Origin of the sequence: Streptomyces sp. MI02-7b, from assembly GCF_033793585.1 — a bacterium.
In the GTDB taxonomy this organism is placed as follows: domain Bacteria; phylum Actinomycetota; class Actinomycetes; order Streptomycetales; family Streptomycetaceae; genus Actinacidiphila.
Map to the genome: position 1 here is coordinate 15,189 of NZ_JARAWX010000035.1, position 20,765 is coordinate 35,953.

Sequence of the window (20,765 nt, forward strand, 5' to 3'; positions counted from 1 at the left end):
CAGGCCACGCCGGGAAACCCCGCTCTACCAGGCTCCAAGGACGGATCATGAAGGCCATCATCTACCGCGACAACGGCGCCCCCGACGTTCTGCAGTTCGTCGACCGTGACCTGCCGGCGCCCGGCCCCGGCGAGGTTCGCGTCCGGGTCGCCGTGTCCGGGGTCAACCCGACCGACTGGCAGGCACGCTCCGGCGTCGGCCACCCCAAGCACTTCTCGGAGGTCACCCCGCACCTCGACGGCGCCGGCACGGTCGACGCTGTCGGTGAGGGTGTCGACCAGAGCCGGGTCGGTCAGCGGGTCTGGCTGTTCATGGCCGCCGCCGGGCGGCCCACCGGCACCGCCGCCGAGTTCGCCGTCGTGCCCGCCGAACAGGCCGTGCAGCTGCCCGACGAGGCCGGCTTCGACGTCGGCGCCTCCCTCGGCGTCCCCGCGCTGACCGCGCACCGCGCGCTCACCGTCGCCGAGGACGGTCCGCGCCGGCTGCGGCCCGGGGCACTCGGCGGGAGGGTAGTGCTCGCCGCGGGCGGGGCCGGAGCGGTCGGGCACGCGGTGATCCAGCTCGCCCGATGGGCCGGCGCCACGGTGATCAGCACGGTCAGCAGCCCGGAGAAAGCCCGGCTGGCCACCGCCGCCGGGGCCCACCATGTGATCAACTATCGCGAGGGCGACCCGGCCGCCGAGATCCGCAAGATCGCCCCGAACGGCGTCGACATCGTCGCCGAGGTGGCGCTGGGCGCGAACCTCGCACTGGACCTGGCCGTGCTGCGAACCCGCGGCACGATCTCGACCTACGCCAACGACGGTGGTAAGCCAGTCGAACTGAACGTGCTGCAGAACATGGTGCTGAACACACGCTTCCAGTTCCTGGTGCTCTACACGGCCGGTCCGGAGGCACGCGCCGCGGCCGTCCAGGACGTCGCCGCCGCAGTGCGCGACGGCGCGCTGCCGGTCGGCGAGGAGCACGGCCTGCCGCTAATCCGCTTTCCCCTCGACCGCACCGCCGACGCGCACCGAGCGGTCGAGAGCCGCGCGGTCGGCAAAGTCCTAGTGGACGTCACCTCCTGACGTCCGGTCGGCTACGGCGCACCCACTCGCCGCCCACGGGGAACCCCGCATGGGGCGGCCGGGTGGGCGGTGTCACCCCGACCTCTGTCCGGCCCGCGGCCACCCCACACCTCAAGGATTCTCATAAACGGTCCTTTGCGCGAGCAAGATCGCAGGCCGCCGGACCGCCGCCGAACCCGGTTTCGCTCTCAGAGTTCGTTTTCTCCCGTTGTTTTATCCCGTGATGCGGGTTCGGTCCGGTGATGTCGGGTCGCGCCAGGAGATGGCGTTCTCGCCGGTGAGGCGACGGGCCATGAGGTCGGTCATAGCGAGATGGATCATGGCTTCGGACCTGCCAGGGAGGGTTTCGTAGTCGCGGGCCAGGCGGCGGTGGAGCATGAGCCAGCCGTAGGTCCGCTCGACCGTCCAGCGTTTCGGTATGGGGGTGAATCCTCGGATGCCGGGGACGCGTTGAACGATTTCGAGGTCGATGCCGAGCGTGGCGGCGTGCTCGACGAAGTGTTTGCGGTAACCGCCGTCGACCCAGACCTTGCGGATGGTCGGATGGGCCGCGGCCACCCGGTCGAGGAGGGTCTGGCCTGCGGCGGAGTCCTGGACGCTGGCTGCGGTGACCAGGACCGCCAGCAGGAGACCGAGGGTGTCGGTGATGATGCTCCGCTTGAGCGGCAACAGCCGCAACGGCACCCGGGCGAAGACCGTGCTGACCGACGTCGGGCCGGTCGAGGTCAAGGTGCCCCGGGACGTGGAGGGCAGCTTCGAGCCGCAGATCGTGCGCAAGCGGCAGCGTCGGCTGACGGGCGTGGACGAGATGGTGCTGTCTCTGTCCGCGAAGGGCCTCACCCACGGGGAGATTTCCGCGCACCTGGCCGAGATCTACGGCGCCGAGGTCTCCAAGCAGACCATCTCCACCATCACTGACCAGGTGATGGAGGGCATGGCTGAATGGCAGAACCGTCCGCTCGACCGCGTCTATCCCGTTTTGTTCGTGGATGCCATCAATGTGAAGATCAGGGATGGGAAGGTCGCGAACCAACCTGTCTATGTCGTCATGGCCGTCACCGTCGAGGGCACTCGGGACATCCTCGGCATCTGGGCCGGCGACGGCGGAGAGGGCGCGAAGTACTGGCTGCAGGTGTTCACCGAGCTGAAGAACCGCGGCCTGGATGATGTGCTGATGCTGGTCTGCGACGGGCTCAAGGGCCTCCCCGACGCGGTCGAGACCGTCTGGCCCCGCACCATCGTGCAAACGTGCATTGTTCACCTCCTGCGCAACAGCTTCCGATACGCCTCGCGTGCGGACTGGGACAAGATCGCCAAGGCGCTCAAGCCCGTCTACACCGCGCCGACCGAGGACGCGGCCACGACACGGTTCCTGGAATTCGCCGAGACCTGGGGCAAGAAGTACCCGGCGATCGTCCGCCTCTGGGAGAGCGCCTGGGCCGAGTTCGTGCCCTTCCTCTCCTTCGACGTCGAGATCCGCACCGTCATCTGCTCGACGAACGCCATCGAGTCCGTCAACGCGCGGATACGCAAGGCCGTCCGGGCCCGCGGACACTTCCCGACCGAGGCCGCCGCCCTGAAGTGCATCTACCTGGCACTGATGAGCCTTGACCCGACCGGCAAGGGCCGCAAGCGCTGGACCATGCGCTGGAAGGCCCCCCTCAACGCCTTTCAGATCGCCTTCGAGGGCCGGCTCACCCCAGCCAACAACTGAACCTCAACCACCAAGATCAGCCGCTAAGTTGACACACCCGGTGAGAAAGTGCAGTGCGTTGAAGTGAGAGTTCCTTAAGGGCGCCATGTGGGAGTCCACCACTCAAGGTCACGGCAACGCCACGATTCCCACCTCCTCGCCCGCCTGGTCACCGACCCCACCCCTTGTACCTCACTCTGATGGCCTATGCAGTCGGTTCTGGCCGCAGTTCTGTGGCGTCGGATGCTCAGGCCTGCCGGGTTAGTGTGGCGGCGTGTGGGCACGATGGCCTCCGTGGACCAAGGGCTGGCGGCGGTGTTCGGGGCGGCGGTGGGCGTCATCGGATCGGCGATGACAGGTGCCCTGACGTGGGCGGTCACGCGTACACAGCTCAAGACCCAACTGCAGGCGGATCGTCAGCGCTGGCAGCTGGAGCTACGCCGGGAGACCTACTTGGGCTTGCTCACCGCGGTCCGCACCGCGCGCGGGGCCTTGGCAACCGCTCTGGACGAGATGGAGATAAGCCGTGCCGACGGGCAGCCGCACATGGCGGAGGCCTGGAGGCTGCTGCCGTCGGTCGAGGTGGCGCGTACGGCGGTCCACCTTGAAGGGCCTCCCGAGATGGCTGCGTTGGCAACTGGCCTCGCAGAGGGACTCTTCGCACTGTTCAGAAACGCATATGCGTGGCGTCAGGGGACCGACTTTGACGATCCGGACCTTGCCGCTGCCAACCGCCAGGCCCGTGCCGGTCTAGTCTCCGCAGAGAAGGAGTTCATCGCAGCCGCACAGCAGCATTTGGGCATCGACGGCAGCTCGCTCATCGGTCGATGATGCCGCAGCCACGCCGTGACATCGGGGTATCGCGTCCTGTACAGGCGAGTCACTGGCCTTCCTCGAGATCGTGTGCCTTCGTGTCTGGTGTCGTGAGGAGCAATCGTGGTGTGAGGCCTTCGCGGTCGTCATCGCGTACGGCGTTGTCTTCAGGCGTAGCATCCCGTCAGGCCTTGGACGTGTGGGGCGGGCCTGGGGGCGGTTGAGTAATGAGGGGGGACGGGCAGTGCGGCAGATCGGTCTTTATTATCCTTATGTGCATTTCCGTGATGAGCGCTGGGTGAAAGCTGCCGCGCTGTACTGGCGGCGGCTGGCGCGTGTCGTACCCGACGGATTCCCTGTCAGGGACCGCGCTTCTGTCAAGGCACTGCGCGACCAGTTGGACTTCCTTGTCGATGTCGATCCCCGGCCCGCCGCAGAGAAGGTAGCACCGGCCTTCGCGGAAGCAATCCGGGGGAACGAGCAAATGCTGCGCCGCCGGTTCCAGGTCGCGGACAGGGTGTTCGATCACCGCGAGGCACCCGCCGAGCCTGGCCGTCTGGAGGACCTGCACGGTCTTCCGCAGAGGCGACGTCATCTGGCCGGCCTCTACGTGGCCGAGGTCCCCTGGGAGTTGCGGGAGGCCTTGGAGGGGGCTGGACTCGCACAGAGAGGGTTCCGTCACCGAGCCGGGGACGATCACGAGGGGTGGGTGGCCGTGGACCCCGCGGTGGCGTGGGTCTACAAGTGCGCTCTCACCGAGGAACTGGCCAGGCAGACCGCCTATATCCCGATCACTGACCAAGCCGAAGCGCACACGGCGACCAGCGGTTGGACCAGCGACCGCATCGCTGCCGTCCTGCTCGGGGACCAGCCCCGGCCGGTGCCCGAGCAGGCAGCCACGCGTCTTGGACTCATGGCGGTGCAGTACGTTCTGCCGGCCAACCTGCAGGCTGTGCCCATCGACAAGATCATTGAACTTCGGACCAAGCACGCTGACGAGTTCACCGCCTTCGCCACTGCGGTTGAAACCACCGCCAGCAACCTGATCGAGCACACCGCAGGAATCACGGACCGGCAGGCTTTCGAAGTGCACCTCCAGACTGCGTTCGAGGACACCATTGTTCAGCCCCTCAATGAGCTCCGCGGGGCGATGACCGGGCTCAACATGCAGACGATCGTCAGTGCCCTGAACGTCCAGACGCAAGTGCCAGCCATAGCGACCGCCCTGGGCGGCTGGTGGGCCGGCGGCGCCCCAGTTGCAGTTGCTGGCATCGCGATCGGCGCGGTAACAGTGCGCCATGCCGCCACCCGGGCACGGGATGGGCAACTGGAAACCTCACCAGTGGGCTACTTGCTGCGAGCCGAGCGAACGCTGAAGCCCGCCACGCTGGTGCGCCGCGTAGGTCGGGCAGCTGCCCGCGTTGCCGGGACCGGCATCTGATTGTGCGACGCCAGGATCGAGTCCTCGCTACAGCGATCCGGTAACTGGGGCCGACACCGAGCCCAGCCTCTGTGCTGACGGCAAGGTCCGGCTGCGTAAGTGGCTCGGGTCGGAGGCAGATTCGCAAGCTTTCTCCGTACCAGAGAGTGCCGGCCGTGTATGAAGCAACCCCGCTGCGCGGGGAGGGCTTCGGCGCTCGCTCGGGTGAAGCCCCGTTACGGCTGGTGCGCTGCGCGGTCTCGATCGAGGTCTGGAGGTCGGCCTCTATCAGATGAATCCGCTGGCGGCCGGAGAAGCACCCCCGGGCGTGTGTCGGGGATGACCTTGGAAAAGGCGGCTACACCCTGGTAAGGAACTACGCACCACCCCCGTGTGACGCGGGGAGGACGCCATCAACCGCTTGAGAACGGACAGTCATTCGAAGCACGGGGACGACGACCTAAATGTGCCTGCAGGCAAGGATCGGTTGCACGGAGTCGATGACCGGCGGACTGACAACTGCTATGCGGTGGTACAAGCACCCCCGTGTGCTCGGGGAGGGCACGGCCAAGACCGCCCGCATTGGGCACCTTCGTGTGCGCACTGTACGGCTGGTGCGCTGTGCAGCCTCGATCGAGCCACCTCCGCACTCGGGGAAGAGGCACGGCGCAGACTTCGCCGTGCGGGGTCGGGCGCTGGACTTCTTGTTCCTAATCGCTCAGTTCGAGCCACCCCCGCCTTCAACGGGGACGTTTCAGCGCGAGTACAGGTGCACCGTGTTGATGGGCGCCCGAGGCCGAGGTAATCATGCACTTCCGACTGTCCGATTGAGCACCGTTGCTTCGTAGGGAGAAAATTAAGGACCTCGGCGAACGTATCCCTGCGACGGAGACACCCCCGCTGCACGGGGAGGACCTCGGCATAGTCTGGAACCACGTCGACGTCGCAGAAGCACCCCCGGGGGTGCGGGGACGAATTGTCGAGAGTGCTTGTGAAGCGAATGTCGGGCGAAGCACCCCCGTATGGTCAGGGAGAACCACGGCATGAGCCCCATCTCGAGCGCGGTGCTCGTCGAGGTACCCCCGTGTGCTCGGGGAGGACGCTGAACTGCAGCGTAGTGGGGGTTTGCCGCTTTCGTCGAGGTTGCTTTGCGTGATCCGATGTGTGGATGGTCATGATCCAGCCCGGTGATGCGGGGTGGGAGCTTCAATACTCGCTTCGGTCGTTGGTTGCGTGTGATGGTCTACCAAAATTGCCCCTAATTGGCCAGTTGTAGCTATTTTGGTGATGGTCTCTGCTGGGGCGGTTGTGGTGGCGGTGCAGGTTTGATCGTGGGCCCATGTGGTGACTGTCGATGATTGCCGGTTCGGGGGAGTGGCTTGATGGGTGTGGTGGAGGATGCCCGGTTCGGGGGGCTAAATCTCTCGCCGTGGGGGAAGTTCGACCAGGGCGTGTTGGCGGTGTACCCGTTGTTGTTTCACATGCTGGACACGGCGGCGGTTGCGGGGGAGTTGTGGGACCGGCTTTTGGTGCCGCGGCAGCGGCAGTTGATTGCCGAGGGCCTGGGCGTGAAGGAGACCCAGGCGTGCGGGCTGGTGGCGTTCTTCGCGGGGTGTCATGACCTGGGGAAGATGTCGTCGTTCCAGGAGTGCGAGGCGCACCCGTGGGCGCGGGTGAGTGACGATCTAAGGGAGGATGCCAGGGGCTGGCAGCGTATTTCCCATGAGCGGGCCTCGATGCACGCCGCGTTGGGGCTGTTCGCCGGGCTGGGCTACAGCGACGCGGGTAATGCGGGGCCGGCGGTTCGTGTGGCGCAGATCCTTGGCGGCCATCATGGCCGTTTCCTGCAGCTGGATTTGCACGGTGCCGCGGGCCGGGCTGGGGAGTTGGGCGGTCCGAAGTGGCAGGAGCTCAGGCGCCGCTATGTGGTGCAGGTCCGGCACCAGACCGGCGCGGTGACGGTTCCGGCGCATGTGTCGGTGCCGGCCGCGGTTTTGATCACTGCTGTGGGGACGGTGGCGGACCGGCTGGCGAGCCAGCGCCACTACTGGTTGTCCAAGGCCTTGGCCCCGGCGTTTGGGGCGGGGGAGCACTATGCCCGGGCGCGTCAGGAGGCGCCCGGGCTGGTGGAGGCTTCCGGTCTGTCCCGGGTTGACCTGCCGGACATCCCCTTCGCACGAGCCCATTCGCGTATGCAAGTCCCCAATGATTTGCAGGCCTCGTTGATGGAGCAGTTGCTGGCGGTGGTGGGGGAGCGGGGCGCGGGCATCGTGGTGGTCACCGACGCCACCGGCGGGGGGAAGACGGCCGCGGGCCTGGAACTGTCGAAGATCTTCAATCGTGCGTGCGGTACGTCGGGTCTGTGCTGGCTGATGCCGACCACTGCGACGGCGGACGCGGTCTACGAGGATGTCGAAGCATGGGTGGCCGCTCATGAGCCCGAGCACGCCCCGGTTGCTCTCGTGCACAGTCACAGTTGGCTCAACACCGCTTACACCAACGACCAGCTATCGGATCCCGGCCCGCTGACCAGCGACGAGCACTGGGACGACACCGATGCGAGCCAGGGGAGTGAGGGCCGTCCGCAGGAGCGGGTGACGGTGCCCGACGGCTGGCTGCGGGGCTGGGACCGGTCCCTGCTGGCCCCGTTCTCGGTAGCCACCCACGATCAGGCCCTGATGGCAGCCTTGCCCACCCGCTTCAACGTGTTGCGGATGCTCGCCCTGTCCGGCAAGACCGTGGTCATCGACGAGGCCCATACCCTGTCGCCATTCAGCCACTTGCTGCTGCTCCGGCTTGTGCACTGGCTCGGCGCATTCGGCTGCCCGGTGGTGGTGCTGTCGGCGACGCTGCCCGCCTCCATCAGCGACGACCTCGTGCGCACCTACCTCGCCGGCGCCGGTCACTCCCGCCGCGCCCAACCACCGGGGGCCTTCGCCCCGTCCTATCCGGGCTGGCTGTTCGCCGACGCAGCCCACGCCACCGTCACGGCCATGAACGACACGGCCAGGACTGCGCACGCCAACAAGCACCGCCGTAGCGCCACCCTCCGCCTCCTGCCGGTTCGGCACCAGCGGCTGGGGCCCAGTGACCGGGCCGTGGACCCCACAGAGCGCCTCGCTGTCATCGCCGAGGAGATCTCCCCGGTGGCGGTGAGCGGCGGCTGCGCCGCAGTGGTGTCCACGACCGTTGCCGAGGCCCAGGACACGTACCAGTACTTACGGCGCACGTTGAGCTGGCCGCGGGCCGAGACGGAGCTGGTGCTGCTGCACGCCCGCATACCAGGACGCCAGCGCGAGGCCGTCACCCGGCGGCTGCGGGCCGCTCTCGGCCCTGGCGGGCCGCGGCCGCGCCGGCTGGTCGTCGTCACGACCAGCTTGTTCGACGTGAGCTTGGACGTCGACGTTGATCTCATGGTCAGTGACCTGTCCTCCATGGCCCGGCTCCTGCAGCGCCTGGGACGGGTGTGGCGATTCGAGACCGCCTGGGGTCCCGCCTCGCGGCGCCGGCGGGCGTGGCTGCGCGAGCAAGGACCGCGGATGACGGTGCTGCACCCGGTCGACGCAGCCGGGGCCACGGCCTTGCCGCCCGGCTGGCACAACCTGGAGCCCGCCTTCCTTCTCCGCGCCACGGCCGCCCTGCTGAACGAACCGAATGCCTGGCCAGACGCCGCTCCCGTTCCTGGGCAGCCGGTGACACGGCAGATCACTCTTCCCGACCAGACGCAGCGCCTGGTCGAGCGGATCCACGGCGCTGGCACCCCGGCGTTCGTGGACGCCGTGCGAGAGCTCCAGCAGCCCCACCGCGACCATCAGAACGCCCGCCATGCCGAGGAGCACCTGAGCGCCAGCCACCTCATCCCCCCGCACGAAGCTGTCCTGTCCCTGGCCGACCTGCACCGCCAGCACCTGACCGCACACTTTGCCGCGACCCGCCTGGGCACCATGCCCAAACGCCTCCTGCCCTGCTACCGCACCTCCCAGGGCGTCCTCACCCTGGATGCGACCGGCAGCCGGCCGCTGCCGACCGGCAAGGACCCCAACCCCGCACAGGTCCGCGCGATCCTCCAGCGCACGCTGCCCGTGCCCGCCGACTGGGTTGCTCAGTGCCATCCCGAGCACCACGCCCCGAAGGCATGGCGATCCCACCCGCTGCTCGCCGACCTCGTGCTGCTCCCGCACGACACCACCCAGCCGCCCGGCACCCCAGTCCGCTACGGCGGGCACCTGCTGCACCTGGACGCGATCCTCGGCCTGGTGCACCGGCAGATCCGGACCGCCAGCGGTCCAAGCCGCCCGTTCGGGAAGGAAGAGGAAGCCGAGTAGGATATATTCTACATTTTCTGCGCGCTGAGCTTTCCTGGCAGGGCCTCGATCGTTTCGGAAAAGCGTCGTGGCAATATCGATCGCGATCGGATGGTCGTCGATCACCTTATTTTTCGGCTATCTTCCGGTGATTGGCCGTGGCAGCATGTCCATGTGATGAGAAGCGCTGCTACTCACCCACCCCCCTGCCCGGGGCTGCCCTGAACTGCCGTGACCTGTGCCGCAGCCTTGCCGGACCCCTTGCCCGGCACACTCCCTGCCCCAGATGAGCGGTTGCAGTTTCCTGCAATAAGGAAAACTGCAACCACTTCCCGGCGTGGAAAAGGCGGGCCGATAGTCCGATATTTCCGCACGCCGTTTCGTTTCCTCGCGCGGCATTCCCGTATGCCCTCCACCCTCCATTCGGCATTATCCGCTCACGCAGCATTGCGAGCCCCTATGCCCGATCACCCCAGTTACGACATCGCCGAAGAGCCTTGCCTGCCGATCCGTACTGGCCGTCGGCATGAGCAGGTGGGCATGCGCGAGTTGTTCCTGCGCGCCCACACCATCGACGACCTCGCCCTGACGATCCCCCCGGCAGCCTCCGCGACCCTGCGTGTCCTCGCCGTCATCGCGGCGCGCCTCACCACGACCCCCGGCGGCCCAGGCCTGGACGACCCGGAACTCAGCGCCGAACAGTGGACCGCCCGCCGCCAGGAGTTGCTGCATCACCCGCAGGGCTTCGACCCCAAGACCGTGCACGCCTACTTCAACGCCCACCCATTGGACCTGCTCCACCCCACCCGACCGTTCCTGCAGGATCCGGCCTTGGCCGACCAGTGCCCCACCACATCCGGCATCAACACGTTGGTCTTCGGCCGGCCCGCAGGCAACAACCTCGCCTGGCTCAGCCCGCACACCGACACCGACCCCCAGCCGGTCCCCTGCGACGAAGCCCTGTGGCACCTGCTGGCCCAGCACTACTACGGGCCCGCCGGCAGCTGCACACCCCGCACCGTCGCCGGCCAGACCAGCGGCACGGGCACGGCCGGCCCGCTGCGGTCCACGATCTCCTTCCACCCCCTGGGCCGCACCCTGTACGAGACGCTCCTGCTGAACGCGCCGAAATACACGGGTGACTGGCCCGACCTGCCGGACACCTGCCCCTGGGAAGAGCCCCAGGCCCCTGACCCGCAGGCACCCCAGCACCCGCTGACATGGCCAGGACGGCTACTGACCGGCCGCTCCCGCCACGCGATCTTGCTGATCCCCACCAGCGACGGCCACGCGATCGCCGACGCCTACCTGACCTGGGCCACCCAGCAACCCAAGCTGGAAGCCACCGACCCCTATCTGATCATCCACACCGACCCCAAGAAGCCGATCCAGCAACGCCGCACACCCCGCAGAGCAGATGCCGACCGGGCCGTGTGGCGAGACCTGGACGCCCTGCTGCTGGCCGGCGACGAATCCGCCACCGTCCAGCGCCCCCAGATCTTCGACACCCTCAACGACCTCCCCACCGACGTACGAGCCGCACTCCGCGTACGCGCCTGCGGATTCGACCAGGACGGCAAGACCCGCAACCGCACCTGGTACACCGTCCTGACCCCGCCGATCTGGACCTGGTCCCAGGAAAACGACCCGGCAATGGCCCGGCGGATCGCCCTGTGCCGCGCCGCCGCCGAAGAGGTGGCTGCTCGGCTGGCGGCCCTGGCTGCCCGCGCCTGGCAGGAAGCCGTCACGCCTCCGCACGGCAGCAGACCCCGCTCCCACAAGGTGCCCAAACGTGTCGGTCCGTGGGTCACCGCCTCGCACACCGCCTACTGGCCCCGCGCCGAAGCCACGTTCTGGCGTCTGCTGAACGAAGACCCGGACCAACCCGCGCGCGCGGCCTTTGCCGCCGACGCCGTCACCGTGCTGCGTGAGGTCACCGCACCCGCGATCGTCCAGTACCGACGGGCTGCGCCTGCCGTAGTCCGGGCGGTCGCCGCGCTGCGCGCAGGCCCCGCACCCGCCGGCGGTCGCGGCCGCCCTCGCCGTCAGAAGGCCTCATGATGCCCTCCAGCACAGACATGACCCCCACCGCACAACGCCGCGCTCACTACGACGCCTACGTCGCCGACGTCATCAGTCTGTGCACCGACAACGGCACCCGCGCCCGGCTGCGGACCGGTCGGGGGCAGCCGGTCCACAACTGCCGGGAGCTGCACCGCTACCTCACCGTCCTCGTCGCCGACCACGGCGCCAGACGGGCCCACTACACCGTCGCGGCTTGCATCGCCCTGCACCGCCCCACGCCCCCGGCCCCAGAAGCAGCCCTGACCCCACCACCGGCCCAGGAAGCTGAAGCCCGTCCCGCCCCATCGTGGAGGTCGCGGCCCAACCTCGGGGCGGCCCTGGCCCGCGCCGTCCACCGCTGCCGCTTCACGCCCAGCCGGGCCGAGGACCAACTACACACCTTGACCCGGCTCGAGGCCGACACGCTCCACCCGCGCCTGCCCAGCCTGACCGAACGCCTAGTCAACACCGGCACCGCCGTCGATTGGGCTGTTCTCCTGGACGACCTCGCCTGGTGGGACAGCGACCACGACCACGTTGCCACCCGCTGGCTGGAGTCCTATTACCTCACCCTCCACACCCTCACCCAGACCAAGGAGCCCTGACCGTGGCCGCCCGCTACATCGCCGTGCACGCCCTGCAGGCTGTGCCCGCCTCCCTGCTCAACCGCGGTGAGGACAACGAACCCAAGACCCTCAAGATCGGCAACACCACCCGCACCATGCTCTCCAGCCAGTCCCTGAAACGCCCCCTCCGCCTGGACCTGGAAGAACAACTCGACGAACATGCCGCCCGCACCCGCATGGTGCCGCTACGCGTCGCCGACGCCCTCCGCGAAGCCGGCTGGCCCAACGACCTGGCCACCTTTGCCGGCGCGCAGATCGCCCTCTGCGCGAGCAGCGAGGGCCTGAAAACCGACCCCCAGCAAGGCGGCCTGACCCTCGCCATGCTCTACCTGCCCCGAGACGTCATCAACGACCTGACCGCTCTGTGCCAAGAGCACCGCGCCACCCTCGAGGCAGCCGCAACCCGGCAAACCACCACCACACCCCAGCAGGTCAAGGGCCGCCGCAAGAAGACCGACGACATCGACGCCAAACCGCTACCGACCCGGGAAGTCGCTGCGTTGCTCCGCCAGCGCACCGCCACCATCAACCTGTTCGGCCGCATGCTCGCCGAAATCCCCGGCGCCAACGTCGAAGCAGCGGTTCAGATGGCCCCGGCCTTCACCACACACACCAGCCATCCCACTCCATCGTTCTTCACCGCCGTGGACGACTGGCCCACCCCAGGCGCCAGCGGCAGCGCCCACATGCAAACAGAGTTCCTCACCACCGGCGTGTTCTACCGCTACGCCACCGTCAACCTCACCGAACTCCTCCACAACCTCAACGGCGACCAAGACCAGGCCCGCCAACTGCTCGCCCTGTTCATCGAGTCGTTCATCCTCTCCCTGCCCAAGGCCAAACACACCTCCACCGCCCCGCACACCCTGCCCTCCCTGGTCCACTACGCGGTCCGTGACCGCCGCCCCGTCTCCTACGCCGCCGCCTTCGACCAGCCCGTCAAGGCCACCCAGACCGGCGGCCACCTCCAGCCCTCCCTGCACGCCCTGTCCGCGCACGCCGCCGCCCTGAACCGGCTGCTCGGCACCAGGCACCTCATTGCCCACGGCCACGCCACCACCAACGACACTCCCGCCGACCACCTCGGCAACCACCATCGCTCCTACGACGAACTCATCGACGCCTGCACCGCCGCCGCCATGACCACCGCCCCCCAGGCTGCGCCGGCATGAACGGGCTCCTGCTCCGCCTGGCCGGACCCCTCATGGCCTTCGGCGAACACGCTCTCTTCCACTACCGCGACACAGCACCATTCCCGACCCGATCCGCCCTGATCGGCATGTTGGCCGCCGCGGCAGGACGCCCCCGCTCACATGCCCTCGACCCGCACCACGACCTGCCCGGCGCCCCCTCCTACACCGACCTCGCCCTCACCATCCGCGTCGACCGCCCGGGCACCCGCTACACCGACTTCCACACCGCCGGCGGTGGCCGCCCTCGCGGAGCAGGCCTGCGCACCAGCGACGGCAACTATCGCGCCCAGAAGAAATCCACCCTGGTCACCCACCGGATCTACCTGGCCGACGCCGCCTTCACTGTTGCCGTCGAAGGACCCGACCCCCTCCTTCAACACATCGCTGACACCCTCGAACACCCCCACTGGGCCCCCTATCTCGGCCGCCGCAACTGCGTCCCCGACGAACCCCTCGTCCTGCGCAGCCACACCCCCGACCCCATCGGACAACTGCTGCGCCAGGTCCCCCTTACCTCGGCACAACCGCCCAGGCCAGGCCAAGACACGCTGCTAGTCGATTTCCTGTGGGAAGCGCCGCCCCCACATGTATCTGCAGCTCAAGTGCACCGTGAACTTGCCGACGACCCCACCGACCTCCGGCCGCTCACGCGCCGATACCGCTCCCGCCAGATCTGGCGCACCGCCGAATCTCTACCAGCCGCCCTCTACGCCGGACCCCGCCCCCTGGACCGCCTCACGGACTACGTCCTGCAGGAGAGCCCATGACCACGTTCACCGCAGCGACCCTGACTCGCATCCGCCTCAACCACCGCAGCCCCACCGTCCGCCGCGACCTCGCCGACGCCGTCCAACTCCACAAGACCCTCATGCGCCTGGCCGCCGACGGTCTGGGCCCCAACCCTCGCCAGCAAGCCGGCCTGCTCTTCCGTCTCGACGACGACCCGCATCCCACCCTGCTCGTCCAAACCAGCCATCCACCCCACCTCGACCGCCTCCCGCCCGGCTACGGCACCGCAGAAACCCGCAACCTCACCCCCATGCTTGGCGCCCTGACCGTGGGCCTGCTCGTCCACTACCGCATCACAGCCAACGCCAGCACCCGTCTACCCGACCGCGCACCAGGAGCCGGCCCCGAGCGCCGTACCCGCGACACCCGCGGAAAGGTCATCAAGCTCACCGGCGAACGAGCCCTGACCTGGTGGCACCACCGCGCCACCCGAGCCGGACTTGCTGTACACACCACCGCCGCGGCCCCCCGCCCGTTCCGTGTCGCACGCGAACAGCCCGGTCCCAGGCACCCCCTGACCCGCTTCGACGGCATCGCCGAAATCCTCGACCCAGACGCCCTCACCCGCGCCCTCCTCGACGGCATCGGACGAGGCAAGGCATACGGAGCCGGACTCCTTTCCCTGGCTCCCGCCTGATCCCCACCAAGCCACCCGCACCCCCAGGGTGGATCTCCGGGCCCCCGGCCGCTCCAGTACCCCACCGCCACGAACGAGGCCCCTATGCCCTCACCACCGGGTCCACCCGGCACGCCCGACACCACGACCCTGGTGATCGCAGCCGTCGAACGCCTCCTCCACCTCGAACAGCACAGCCAGCTCACCTACAGCCACATCCGCACCGTCGCCGAAGCCTTCGGCAAACACCCCCGAACCGTCCGCCGCTGGATGGACAACGCCCGCGCCCACTCCGGCACGTACACCCCAGCCGGCAGGCACCGCTTCACTCTCACCCCACCCATGTACGACGCTCTCGCCCGCTGGCGAGGCAACGTCACCGCTGCCTACCGAGAACTCGCAGCCGACGGCCTGCTCGGAGACCCACCGGCTCCCTCCCTACCGACCTTCCACCGAGTCGTATGCCGCGACCTCGACAAAGGCGAACGCGCCAGCCTCAGCGGCGGAGAAAAGGCCCGACGCCGCTACGACGTCCGCGGCCAACGCCCACGCGGCTTCCGCAACGAAGCCTGGGAAGGCGACCACGTCGAAGCCAGTGTCTGGGTCAACGTCAACGGCGAGGCCCGCAAACCCTGGATCACCTGGTTCATCGACTGCGCCACCTGCGTCACTCCCGGCCTCGCCATCACCCCCCAGACTCCCAACCGGGAAAGCATCCTCGCCGCCCTACGCTCAGCCGTACTGCAGGACGAGCCCTACGGACCTTTTGGAGGCCTACCAGGTCTGATCCGCATCGACCGCGGCAGCGACTTCCTGTCTCGAACCGTGGAAGACGCCCTGCGCGCCCTCAACGTGCACCGGGAAGATCTCCCAGCCCGCCGACCTGATCGAAAAGGCACCGTCGAAGCCCTCAACGGAGCTGTCAAAGACATGCTCTTCCGCGGCATGCCCGGCTATACCGACGAACCCGCCGTCAAAGGAGACAAGGGCGGCAAGGTCGACCACCCCGTAGAAGACCTCATGCACTACGAGGCATTCGTCACCCGCGTACTCGACTGGGTCCACGAATGGAACCACGAGCACACGATCCGAGAACTCGACAACCAGACCCCGGCCCAGGCGTGGGAAGCCGACCTCACCCCCATCTACGCCATCCCGGCCGTCGCCCTGCACACATTCACCCTGAGGCAACCCCGCAGCGCCCCCTTCACCATCACCAACAAGGGAGTGAACTGGAACAACCGGCACTACATCGACGAGTGGATGCACGGACATGTCAACACCAAGGTCCACCTGCGATACATGCCCAACAACCCTGACGACATCGAGCTCTACGACGCCATCACAGACCGCTACCTCGGCCCCGCCTACGCTGCCGACCAAGCCACTCCCGAACAATCACGCCGCCTCACCCGCGCCTGGCGACGCAAAGCCGACGAACTCACCCGACAGCGGCGGCGAGCCCGCAGAAACAGCAAAGAACGCTGGGCACCCACCACTCAGCCCGAACCCCCGCGCCTTTTGGACGTCAAACCGCAGGAAGAAGTTCTGCGACAACTCCATGACCTTGAAGGCCCCGACCTGGCCGCCGAAGCCCGCCCGGACTTCCTACCGCTCCCGGACCCATCGCCAGCTTGGAGCCAGGACAGCTCACTTTCCGACCCCGAACCTTCGGCCGCCGAAACCGAGGACTTCGCATGACCAACGGCCAGCCCCCCAGCCACGCCAACCCTCCACACACCGACCACTACCTCGGCCTGAAAGGGGCCCACCTCGTCCCCACCACAGCCACACGAACGACCCAAGGCAACCTGCGTACCGTCGTCGACGCTTCGGCCATAATGTGCGTTCACGGCCGCGTCGGACTCGGCAAGACCGTCGCGGTCAACACCAGCCTGCGCGACCTCGCCCCAACCACCACCCTGCGCCTGCAGTTCAGCTCGTCGAGCCTGAGTAAACTTCGCACCTCACTGTTCCGCCTGCTGAAACTACCAGGGGATCAACCCGGCAAGACCGTCAAATGTGACGAGATGATCAGGGAAGCGCTGTCACAGGAATTCCACATCCTGGTCTGCGACGAAGCCCAATGGCTCGACACCAAGGGACTGGAGTTCTTCCGCGAACTCCACGACGACCCCGACACCGACCTCGCCATCGTTTTCGTCGGAGCCGAGAACTGCCACGAGAAGATCCGCAATCGCCCCGCACTGGCATCACGCATCTTGACCTGGCAACAGTTCAGCCCACTCACCCCAGACGAAGTTGTCGACATCATGCCCCGCTACCACCCGCTATGGGTCAGCGTTCCGCATGACGACGTCCTTTGGATCAATGACCTCGCCTGCCACGGCAACTTCCGCAACTGGGCGAAGGTCACCTACCACCTACAAGACGCCATGTCGCAGAGCCCGGACCTGACCTTCAGCCGGGAACTAGTGGGCTGGGTATTCAGCAAACTCGACAGCACCGCCCGCCGTGTACAGCCCGGCAGCCAAAGGCCCCGCTGAGGGCCGGGCCTACCAGGACGACGACAACGGACCGACGCCGCCCCTTGCGACGAGATCGCTCCGTGCACCGAGGCGTATTGCTTCCTCGAACTGCACGCCCAAACTGTCTGCGAAGCCTGGCGGCTGGTACGTCAGGCGCGGAGTCGGGACCTGGAACCGTTGACGGTGTCGCCGAGCTGCACGTCAGCGGGGTTGTCACCAATGGCGTGCTGAGGCCGGCCGGCCAGCACGTTCAGCCTGCCCCGAGGGGACCTTCTGCGCCGCGAGCGCCAGGCACTTCAGGATGCTCGGGCGCTGTGCACTGCGCTCACCGACCTGAAGGCGTAACTGGCCCGGTCAGCCGCCGTAGGTCTTCTTCCACCGCTTGCGGTGAGCGCCGTCGCCCTGGCCTGAACCGTTGACGCTGATCAGCGACGTCAACGAGGCGCCGTTGTTCCACAAGCCCAGGTGGTCCCGGTGCACGGCAAGGATGCCGTGCTCGAGCGCGAACGCCTGCGACGGACGGCTGAACCGTGTCGTGGTCACGAAGATGGCCACCTCGGCCCGGAAGTGCACCTGCGCGCCCAGCAGGTCCCGCAGCTCCCGGCTGGCGATGGTGCTGCTCGGCGTGTACCGCTTGCACTGGATCACCATGGTCCGCCCGTCCGGCAGGCGCCCCACCACGTCGGCGCCGTTGTCACCCGATCCGCCGACCCTCCGCACCTCAAGGCAGCCGTCCCGACGGCACAACTGCGCGACCAGGTCCTCGAACTCGGTCCCGGACATCGCGTCCACCTCGGCCAGCGTGCGGTGCCCGGCCCGGACCGCGTCCTCCTGCCGCCAGGTCAGGTCAGCGCTGCGCAGCCGCCGGTCGGTCCGCCACAACCGCCATCCGAGCGTCCCGGCGGCGCCGAGAACCACGGCCGTGAGCGCATACGGCCAAACCGCCGACCACCACGACGAGCAGCAGCACCACCCCGGCTGCGACAACCGCGGTTCGCGGAGCATGTCGTCGCTTGCGCGCAGCAGTCCGGCGCCCTTGCTGACCAGGCATCAGCACGTCCCCCTCCCACACCCTGCGGAAGAGTGTGACGGCTCGATGACGGAACGTGAAGAGCGCCGTAGTGCAGCCATCGGGTCGCGGCACTGGCTACCGAGGCCCGACGGGCGGTAGCTCTGCCCTCGATCACTCCCGGTCGGGCGCTGGCAGTGTGGTGACCGGCCGTCGTGCAGCGCGTCTGCCGCGGCGCACCGGGGACCTGGCAGAGCTGGCGTTCCGGGGCAGTCCTGTAGGCAGCGGCAGATCCTGAGCAGCCAGCTCCTGGCGCTGTTGGGCTGCCGACCGCAGCCTGAGCAGTTGCCGGGCATTGGTGTCCTGCGAGGCCGGGATGACGCCCGGATAGACGTCGATGATCGATGCTGCCGTCTGCCAGTCCCGTTCGCCGGCATCGCTCTGCGGCATGAGGAGGGCTGCCCCCTCGAAGGCGGAGAGCTCGGCGAAGAGCGAGAGGCGGCTGGGGGGAAGCTTTGCCAGCCATTGCTTCATGGCGGCGGCCTGACGAGGACGGTCCTCGAACTGCCGGCCCAGCCGCCTCAGCCTTTTGGCCAACTGACGGGCCAGCGGCCGACTGATGAGTCGGGCGATGGCCTGAGCCTGAGTGAGTTCCATGTCCGTCAGGAACGCATCGAGGTCGCCGGGTGCCAGTGCGGTTCCGGAGTCCATGGAGCCTTCTTTCGAGGAATTGGTCGTTAGCAGGCCCGCCCGTCCGGTCTTGCGCGGGTGCGGTCCGGTCTGAGCGAGGTGGCAGGCTTCGCTGGTGCTCGAACCCCTGTCGGATGGCGCTTCGCAAGTCGTCAGATCTGCTCGTACAGAGCACCGTCATGCCAGTAGAAATCAGCGTCGAGTTCTTCGACTCCGGTGGTGAGCGGCTCCCCGCGGATGAAGGCCTTCTCGCCGGCTGTTCGCGCGAAGTCGCTGGGCTCGGTGACCGCTGCGGCGTGATCGGTGACGGCCAGACAGGCCCTGCATGCGTCGGTGAGGCGCCAAAGGCGGCCGCCGGCGCTGCAACTGATCATCAGGAGGATTGCCCCGTCGCAGCCGCGGTGGCGTGGATGCCAGCGACAGCCGAGCTCGCCGCACCGGCAGGTCCGCAAGTGGCCGGGCAGCGGTTCGGCGCGGGCATGTTCGGCCAGATGGTTCAGGACGACTGCCCGCGTTGTGGCGGGCCCCGGGTCAACGGGGACGCGGCCGCACTGTGGGCATGCCAAGGTCTGTCCGCCGGGGCGAGGGCGGACCTCGAGGGTCCAGGTGCGCCTGACCGTGTGGAAGACCGTGGTGTGCCCCATGGAAAGCTGTCCTCCCTGCGTGGCGGTGAGTGGTTCTACCGGCCCCCGCGAGGCTGGGGGAGTACCGGTGGCGGCACCGTAGTGCAGACCCCTGCCCTGCTGCTCGGGGCTCGATGCGGGCAAATAGGGCAGAGGTCTGCACTGACAGGGCAGGGCTCTGCACCATCCGATAGAGCGGTGACGATCACTCCGCCGCCCGACCCGAACCTCGCCGCACTCCGCCAGGAGCTGTCCCGGCTGCGGGCCGAACGTGGCTGGACCTACGACGAACTCGCCGCCCGAACCGGCCTGTCGCGCCGCACCTTGATCGAGATCGAACAGGGCCGAACGATCGGCACCCTTGCCACCTGGCACGCTCTCGCCCACGCCCTTGAGGCCCCGCTGGATCAGCTATTCGGCACCCTTTGTGCCGGCCATCAGCCCCCGGCGCCGCCAACCCCTTGATCGAGCGAAGCAACCCTGCCTGAGCCATCCAAGAGGTCGGTGAACATCACCCGAAACAGTAACCACTCAAGAACGCTCGCCCGAAACCTGAACGCCTGTTCCCAAAAGCTCTGCGCCGCCGGGGCGCTGGCGAGGCTCACAGCCGCCATCCTTGTTCCAGGCTGATCCTCAAACGTAGCCGCAGGAGTTCCTGACTCGATGGGTGGTCAACTTCACCTACATGAACTCCGTGCGTCCCCTGACGCCGACGGTCGTCTGCGGCTTCGCTGTCCTGCCAGGCCCTGCTCGGTGCGCCGCGTGGGCTTCAGCGCCCGTTGTGGCCTTGCTCCAGCGGCCTTGCGGTGGTGGCCAGCCACAGTCCGGTGGAACGACTTCGCCGCCCTGTTGAAGGTCCTCCTGTCGCTCCCACCCTGTTCAGGGTCGGGGCCGCCAGCAGGCTAGCGACCCCGGAGGGTTCTCACTTCCTGCTTGGGATCGCCAGTCGGCCCGCGAGCGTGAAGCCCGCAGTTGCGATGCCTGCTGCGATTCCTGAGGCTTGAGCACTGGCCGGGAGGATCACCAAAACGGCGACCGCCGCACCCAGCACCAATATGAGCACGGCAATGGCAGCTACCGCGTTCACCGCGGGAAGCTTAGGGACCTGCTCTGACCTACGCCTCGTCTCCGAGGACGGCGAAACGCTCATCCGACTCTCCTGTTGGCCCAGGCATACGATGACAACAGCAGGAGCCCTGGAACAAGCTCAGCGCCGGTTGCAGCCAACGCTGCCGGGGCTCCCCCAAGACGGGATTACCCACATCTCGTTCACTTGCCTCGTTCTCGTACAACATCGTTTCCCGAGCGTTCCTTTCGACGTTCGTCGATGGTGTCACCTGGAAACTTGTGGGGCCAATAAGCCGAGAAA

At 67.7% G+C, this 20,765-nt stretch carries 16 protein-coding genes and 2 pseudogenes; 13 read left to right on the top strand and 5 right to left on the bottom strand.

The window, feature by feature from the left end; genetic code table 11:
- Positions 1 to 47 precede the first annotated feature (47 nt).
- Entirely contained in the window at positions 48 to 1,067 is a 1,020-nt protein-coding gene (locus PV364_RS36805; RefSeq protein ID WP_319665281.1) for an NADPH:quinone reductase, read from the top strand.
- A 213-nt stretch (positions 1,068 to 1,280) separates the two neighbouring features.
- Here PV364_RS36805 and PV364_RS36810 read toward each other — a convergent pair.
- Positions 1,281 to 1,727, bottom strand: a pseudogene (locus PV364_RS36810) (transposase); the annotation flags it as partial.
- Between the two features lies 1 nt (position 1,728).
- On the opposite strand from PV364_RS36810, the pseudogene PV364_RS36815 reads away from it, so the two are divergent.
- From PV364_RS36815 to PV364_RS36865, 11 genes and pseudogenes are all read left to right on the top strand, one after another.
- A pseudogene (locus tag PV364_RS36815) lies at positions 1,729 to 2,781 on the top strand (IS256 family transposase); the annotation flags it as partial.
- A gap of 273 nt (positions 2,782 to 3,054) precedes the next feature.
- On the top strand, positions 3,055 to 3,591 hold the full coding sequence (locus tag PV364_RS36820) for a hypothetical protein (protein WP_319665282.1): 537 nt from the start codon (positions 3,055 to 3,057) through the stop codon (positions 3,589 to 3,591).
- 226 nt (positions 3,592 to 3,817) lie between these two features.
- The gene (locus PV364_RS36825; protein ID WP_319665283.1) at positions 3,818 to 5,014 is read left to right on the top strand and encodes a DUF6236 family protein; all 1,197 of its coding nucleotides are present in this window, start codon (positions 3,818 to 3,820) and stop codon (positions 5,012 to 5,014) included.
- A gap of 1,361 nt (positions 5,015 to 6,375) precedes the next feature.
- Entirely contained in the window at positions 6,376 to 9,318 is a 2,943-nt protein-coding gene (locus PV364_RS36830) for an HD domain-containing protein (protein ID WP_319665284.1), read from the top strand.
- A 438-nt stretch (positions 9,319 to 9,756) separates the two neighbouring features.
- Positions 9,757 to 11,358 (top strand): type I-E CRISPR-associated protein Cse1/CasA, encoded by a 1,602-nt coding sequence (casA, locus tag PV364_RS36835; RefSeq protein ID WP_319665285.1) that lies wholly within the window; start codon positions 9,757 to 9,759, stop codon positions 11,356 to 11,358.
- A gap of 17 nt (positions 11,359 to 11,375) precedes the next feature.
- Positions 11,376 to 11,966, top strand: coding sequence for a type I-E CRISPR-associated protein Cse2/CasB (casB, locus tag PV364_RS36840; RefSeq protein WP_319665286.1), 591 nt, complete (start codon positions 11,376 to 11,378; stop codon positions 11,964 to 11,966).
- A 2-nt stretch (positions 11,967 to 11,968) separates the two neighbouring features.
- Entirely contained in the window at positions 11,969 to 13,159 is a 1,191-nt protein-coding gene (gene cas7e, locus PV364_RS36845) for a type I-E CRISPR-associated protein Cas7/Cse4/CasC (protein ID WP_319665287.1), read from the top strand.
- Positions 13,156 to 13,947 carry a type I-E CRISPR-associated protein Cas5/CasD gene (gene cas5e, locus PV364_RS36850; protein WP_319665288.1) on the top strand — a complete coding sequence of 264 codons (792 nt, stop codon included), beginning with the start codon at positions 13,156 to 13,158 and terminating at the stop codon, positions 13,945 to 13,947. The genes cas7e and cas5e overlap by 4 nt, the downstream gene beginning before the upstream one ends.
- Positions 13,944 to 14,606, top strand: coding sequence for a type I-E CRISPR-associated protein Cas6/Cse3/CasE (locus PV364_RS36855; RefSeq protein WP_319665289.1), 663 nt, complete (start codon positions 13,944 to 13,946; stop codon positions 14,604 to 14,606). Before cas5e ends, PV364_RS36855 begins: the two co-directional genes overlap by 4 nt.
- 132 nt (positions 14,607 to 14,738) lie before the next feature.
- Positions 14,739 to 16,286, top strand: a complete 1,548-nt coding sequence (locus PV364_RS36860; protein WP_319665290.1) for a Mu transposase C-terminal domain-containing protein — start codon at positions 14,739 to 14,741, stop codon at positions 16,284 to 16,286.
- Complete coding sequence (locus tag PV364_RS36865) at positions 16,283 to 17,092, top strand: ATP-binding protein (protein ID WP_319665291.1); 810 nt, start codon at positions 16,283 to 16,285, stop codon at positions 17,090 to 17,092. The genes PV364_RS36860 and PV364_RS36865 overlap by 4 nt, the downstream gene beginning before the upstream one ends.
- Before the next feature lie 336 nt (positions 17,093 to 17,428).
- Here the strand turns inward: PV364_RS36865 and PV364_RS36870 are convergent, their stop codons facing one another.
- The 3 genes from PV364_RS36870 to PV364_RS36880 all read right to left on the bottom strand — a co-directional run bounded on the left by PV364_RS36870 (position 17,429) and on the right by PV364_RS36880 (position 19,417).
- Positions 17,429 to 17,992 (bottom strand): restriction endonuclease, encoded by a 564-nt coding sequence (locus tag PV364_RS36870; protein ID WP_319665292.1) that lies wholly within the window; start codon positions 17,990 to 17,992, stop codon positions 17,429 to 17,431.
- Positions 17,993 to 18,257: 265 nt separating this feature from the next.
- Entirely contained in the window at positions 18,258 to 18,794 is a 537-nt protein-coding gene (locus tag PV364_RS36875) for a hypothetical protein (protein ID WP_319665293.1), read from the bottom strand.
- A 131-nt stretch (positions 18,795 to 18,925) separates the two neighbouring features.
- Positions 18,926 to 19,417 (bottom strand): hypothetical protein, encoded by a 492-nt coding sequence (locus PV364_RS36880; protein ID WP_319665294.1) that lies wholly within the window; start codon positions 19,415 to 19,417, stop codon positions 18,926 to 18,928.
- Between the two features lie 177 nt (positions 19,418 to 19,594).
- On the opposite strand from PV364_RS36880, the gene PV364_RS36885 reads away from it, so the two are divergent.
- Positions 19,595 to 19,861 (top strand): helix-turn-helix transcriptional regulator, encoded by a 267-nt coding sequence (locus tag PV364_RS36885; protein WP_319665295.1) that lies wholly within the window; start codon positions 19,595 to 19,597, stop codon positions 19,859 to 19,861.
- A 457-nt stretch (positions 19,862 to 20,318) separates the two neighbouring features.
- Here the strand turns inward: PV364_RS36885 and PV364_RS36890 are convergent, their stop codons facing one another.
- On the bottom strand, positions 20,319 to 20,483 hold the full coding sequence (locus tag PV364_RS36890; protein WP_319665296.1) for a hypothetical protein: 165 nt from the start codon (positions 20,481 to 20,483) through the stop codon (positions 20,319 to 20,321).
- Between the last annotated feature and the right edge of the window lie 282 nt (positions 20,484 to 20,765).

What these genes read in the sequence shown, in the direction of transcription:
- PV364_RS36805 (WP_319665281.1), top strand. Translation starts at nt 48, where the DNA reads ATGAAGGCCATCATCTACCGCGACAACGGCGCCCCCGACGTTCTGCAG.
- PV364_RS36830 (WP_319665284.1), top strand. Translation starts at nt 6,376, where the DNA reads ATGGGTGTGGTGGAGGATGCCCGGTTCGGGGGGCTAAATCTCTCGCCG.
- casA (WP_319665285.1), top strand. Translation starts at nt 9,757, where the DNA reads ATGCCCGATCACCCCAGTTACGACATCGCCGAAGAGCCTTGCCTGCCG.
- casB (WP_319665286.1), top strand. Translation starts at nt 11,376, where the DNA reads ATGACCCCCACCGCACAACGCCGCGCTCACTACGACGCCTACGTCGCC.
- cas5e (WP_319665288.1), top strand. Translation starts at nt 13,156, where the DNA reads ATGAACGGGCTCCTGCTCCGCCTGGCCGGACCCCTCATGGCCTTCGGC.
- PV364_RS36855 (WP_319665289.1), top strand. Translation starts at nt 13,944, where the DNA reads ATGACCACGTTCACCGCAGCGACCCTGACTCGCATCCGCCTCAACCAC.
- PV364_RS36865 (WP_319665291.1), top strand. Translation starts at nt 16,283, where the DNA reads ATGACCAACGGCCAGCCCCCCAGCCACGCCAACCCTCCACACACCGAC.
- PV364_RS36875 (WP_319665293.1), bottom strand. Translation starts at nt 18,794, where the DNA reads ATGGACTCCGGAACCGCACTGGCACCCGGCGACCTCGATGCGTTCCTG.
- PV364_RS36880 (WP_319665294.1), bottom strand. Translation starts at nt 19,417, where the DNA reads ATGGGGCACACCACGGTCTTCCACACGGTCAGGCGCACCTGGACCCTC.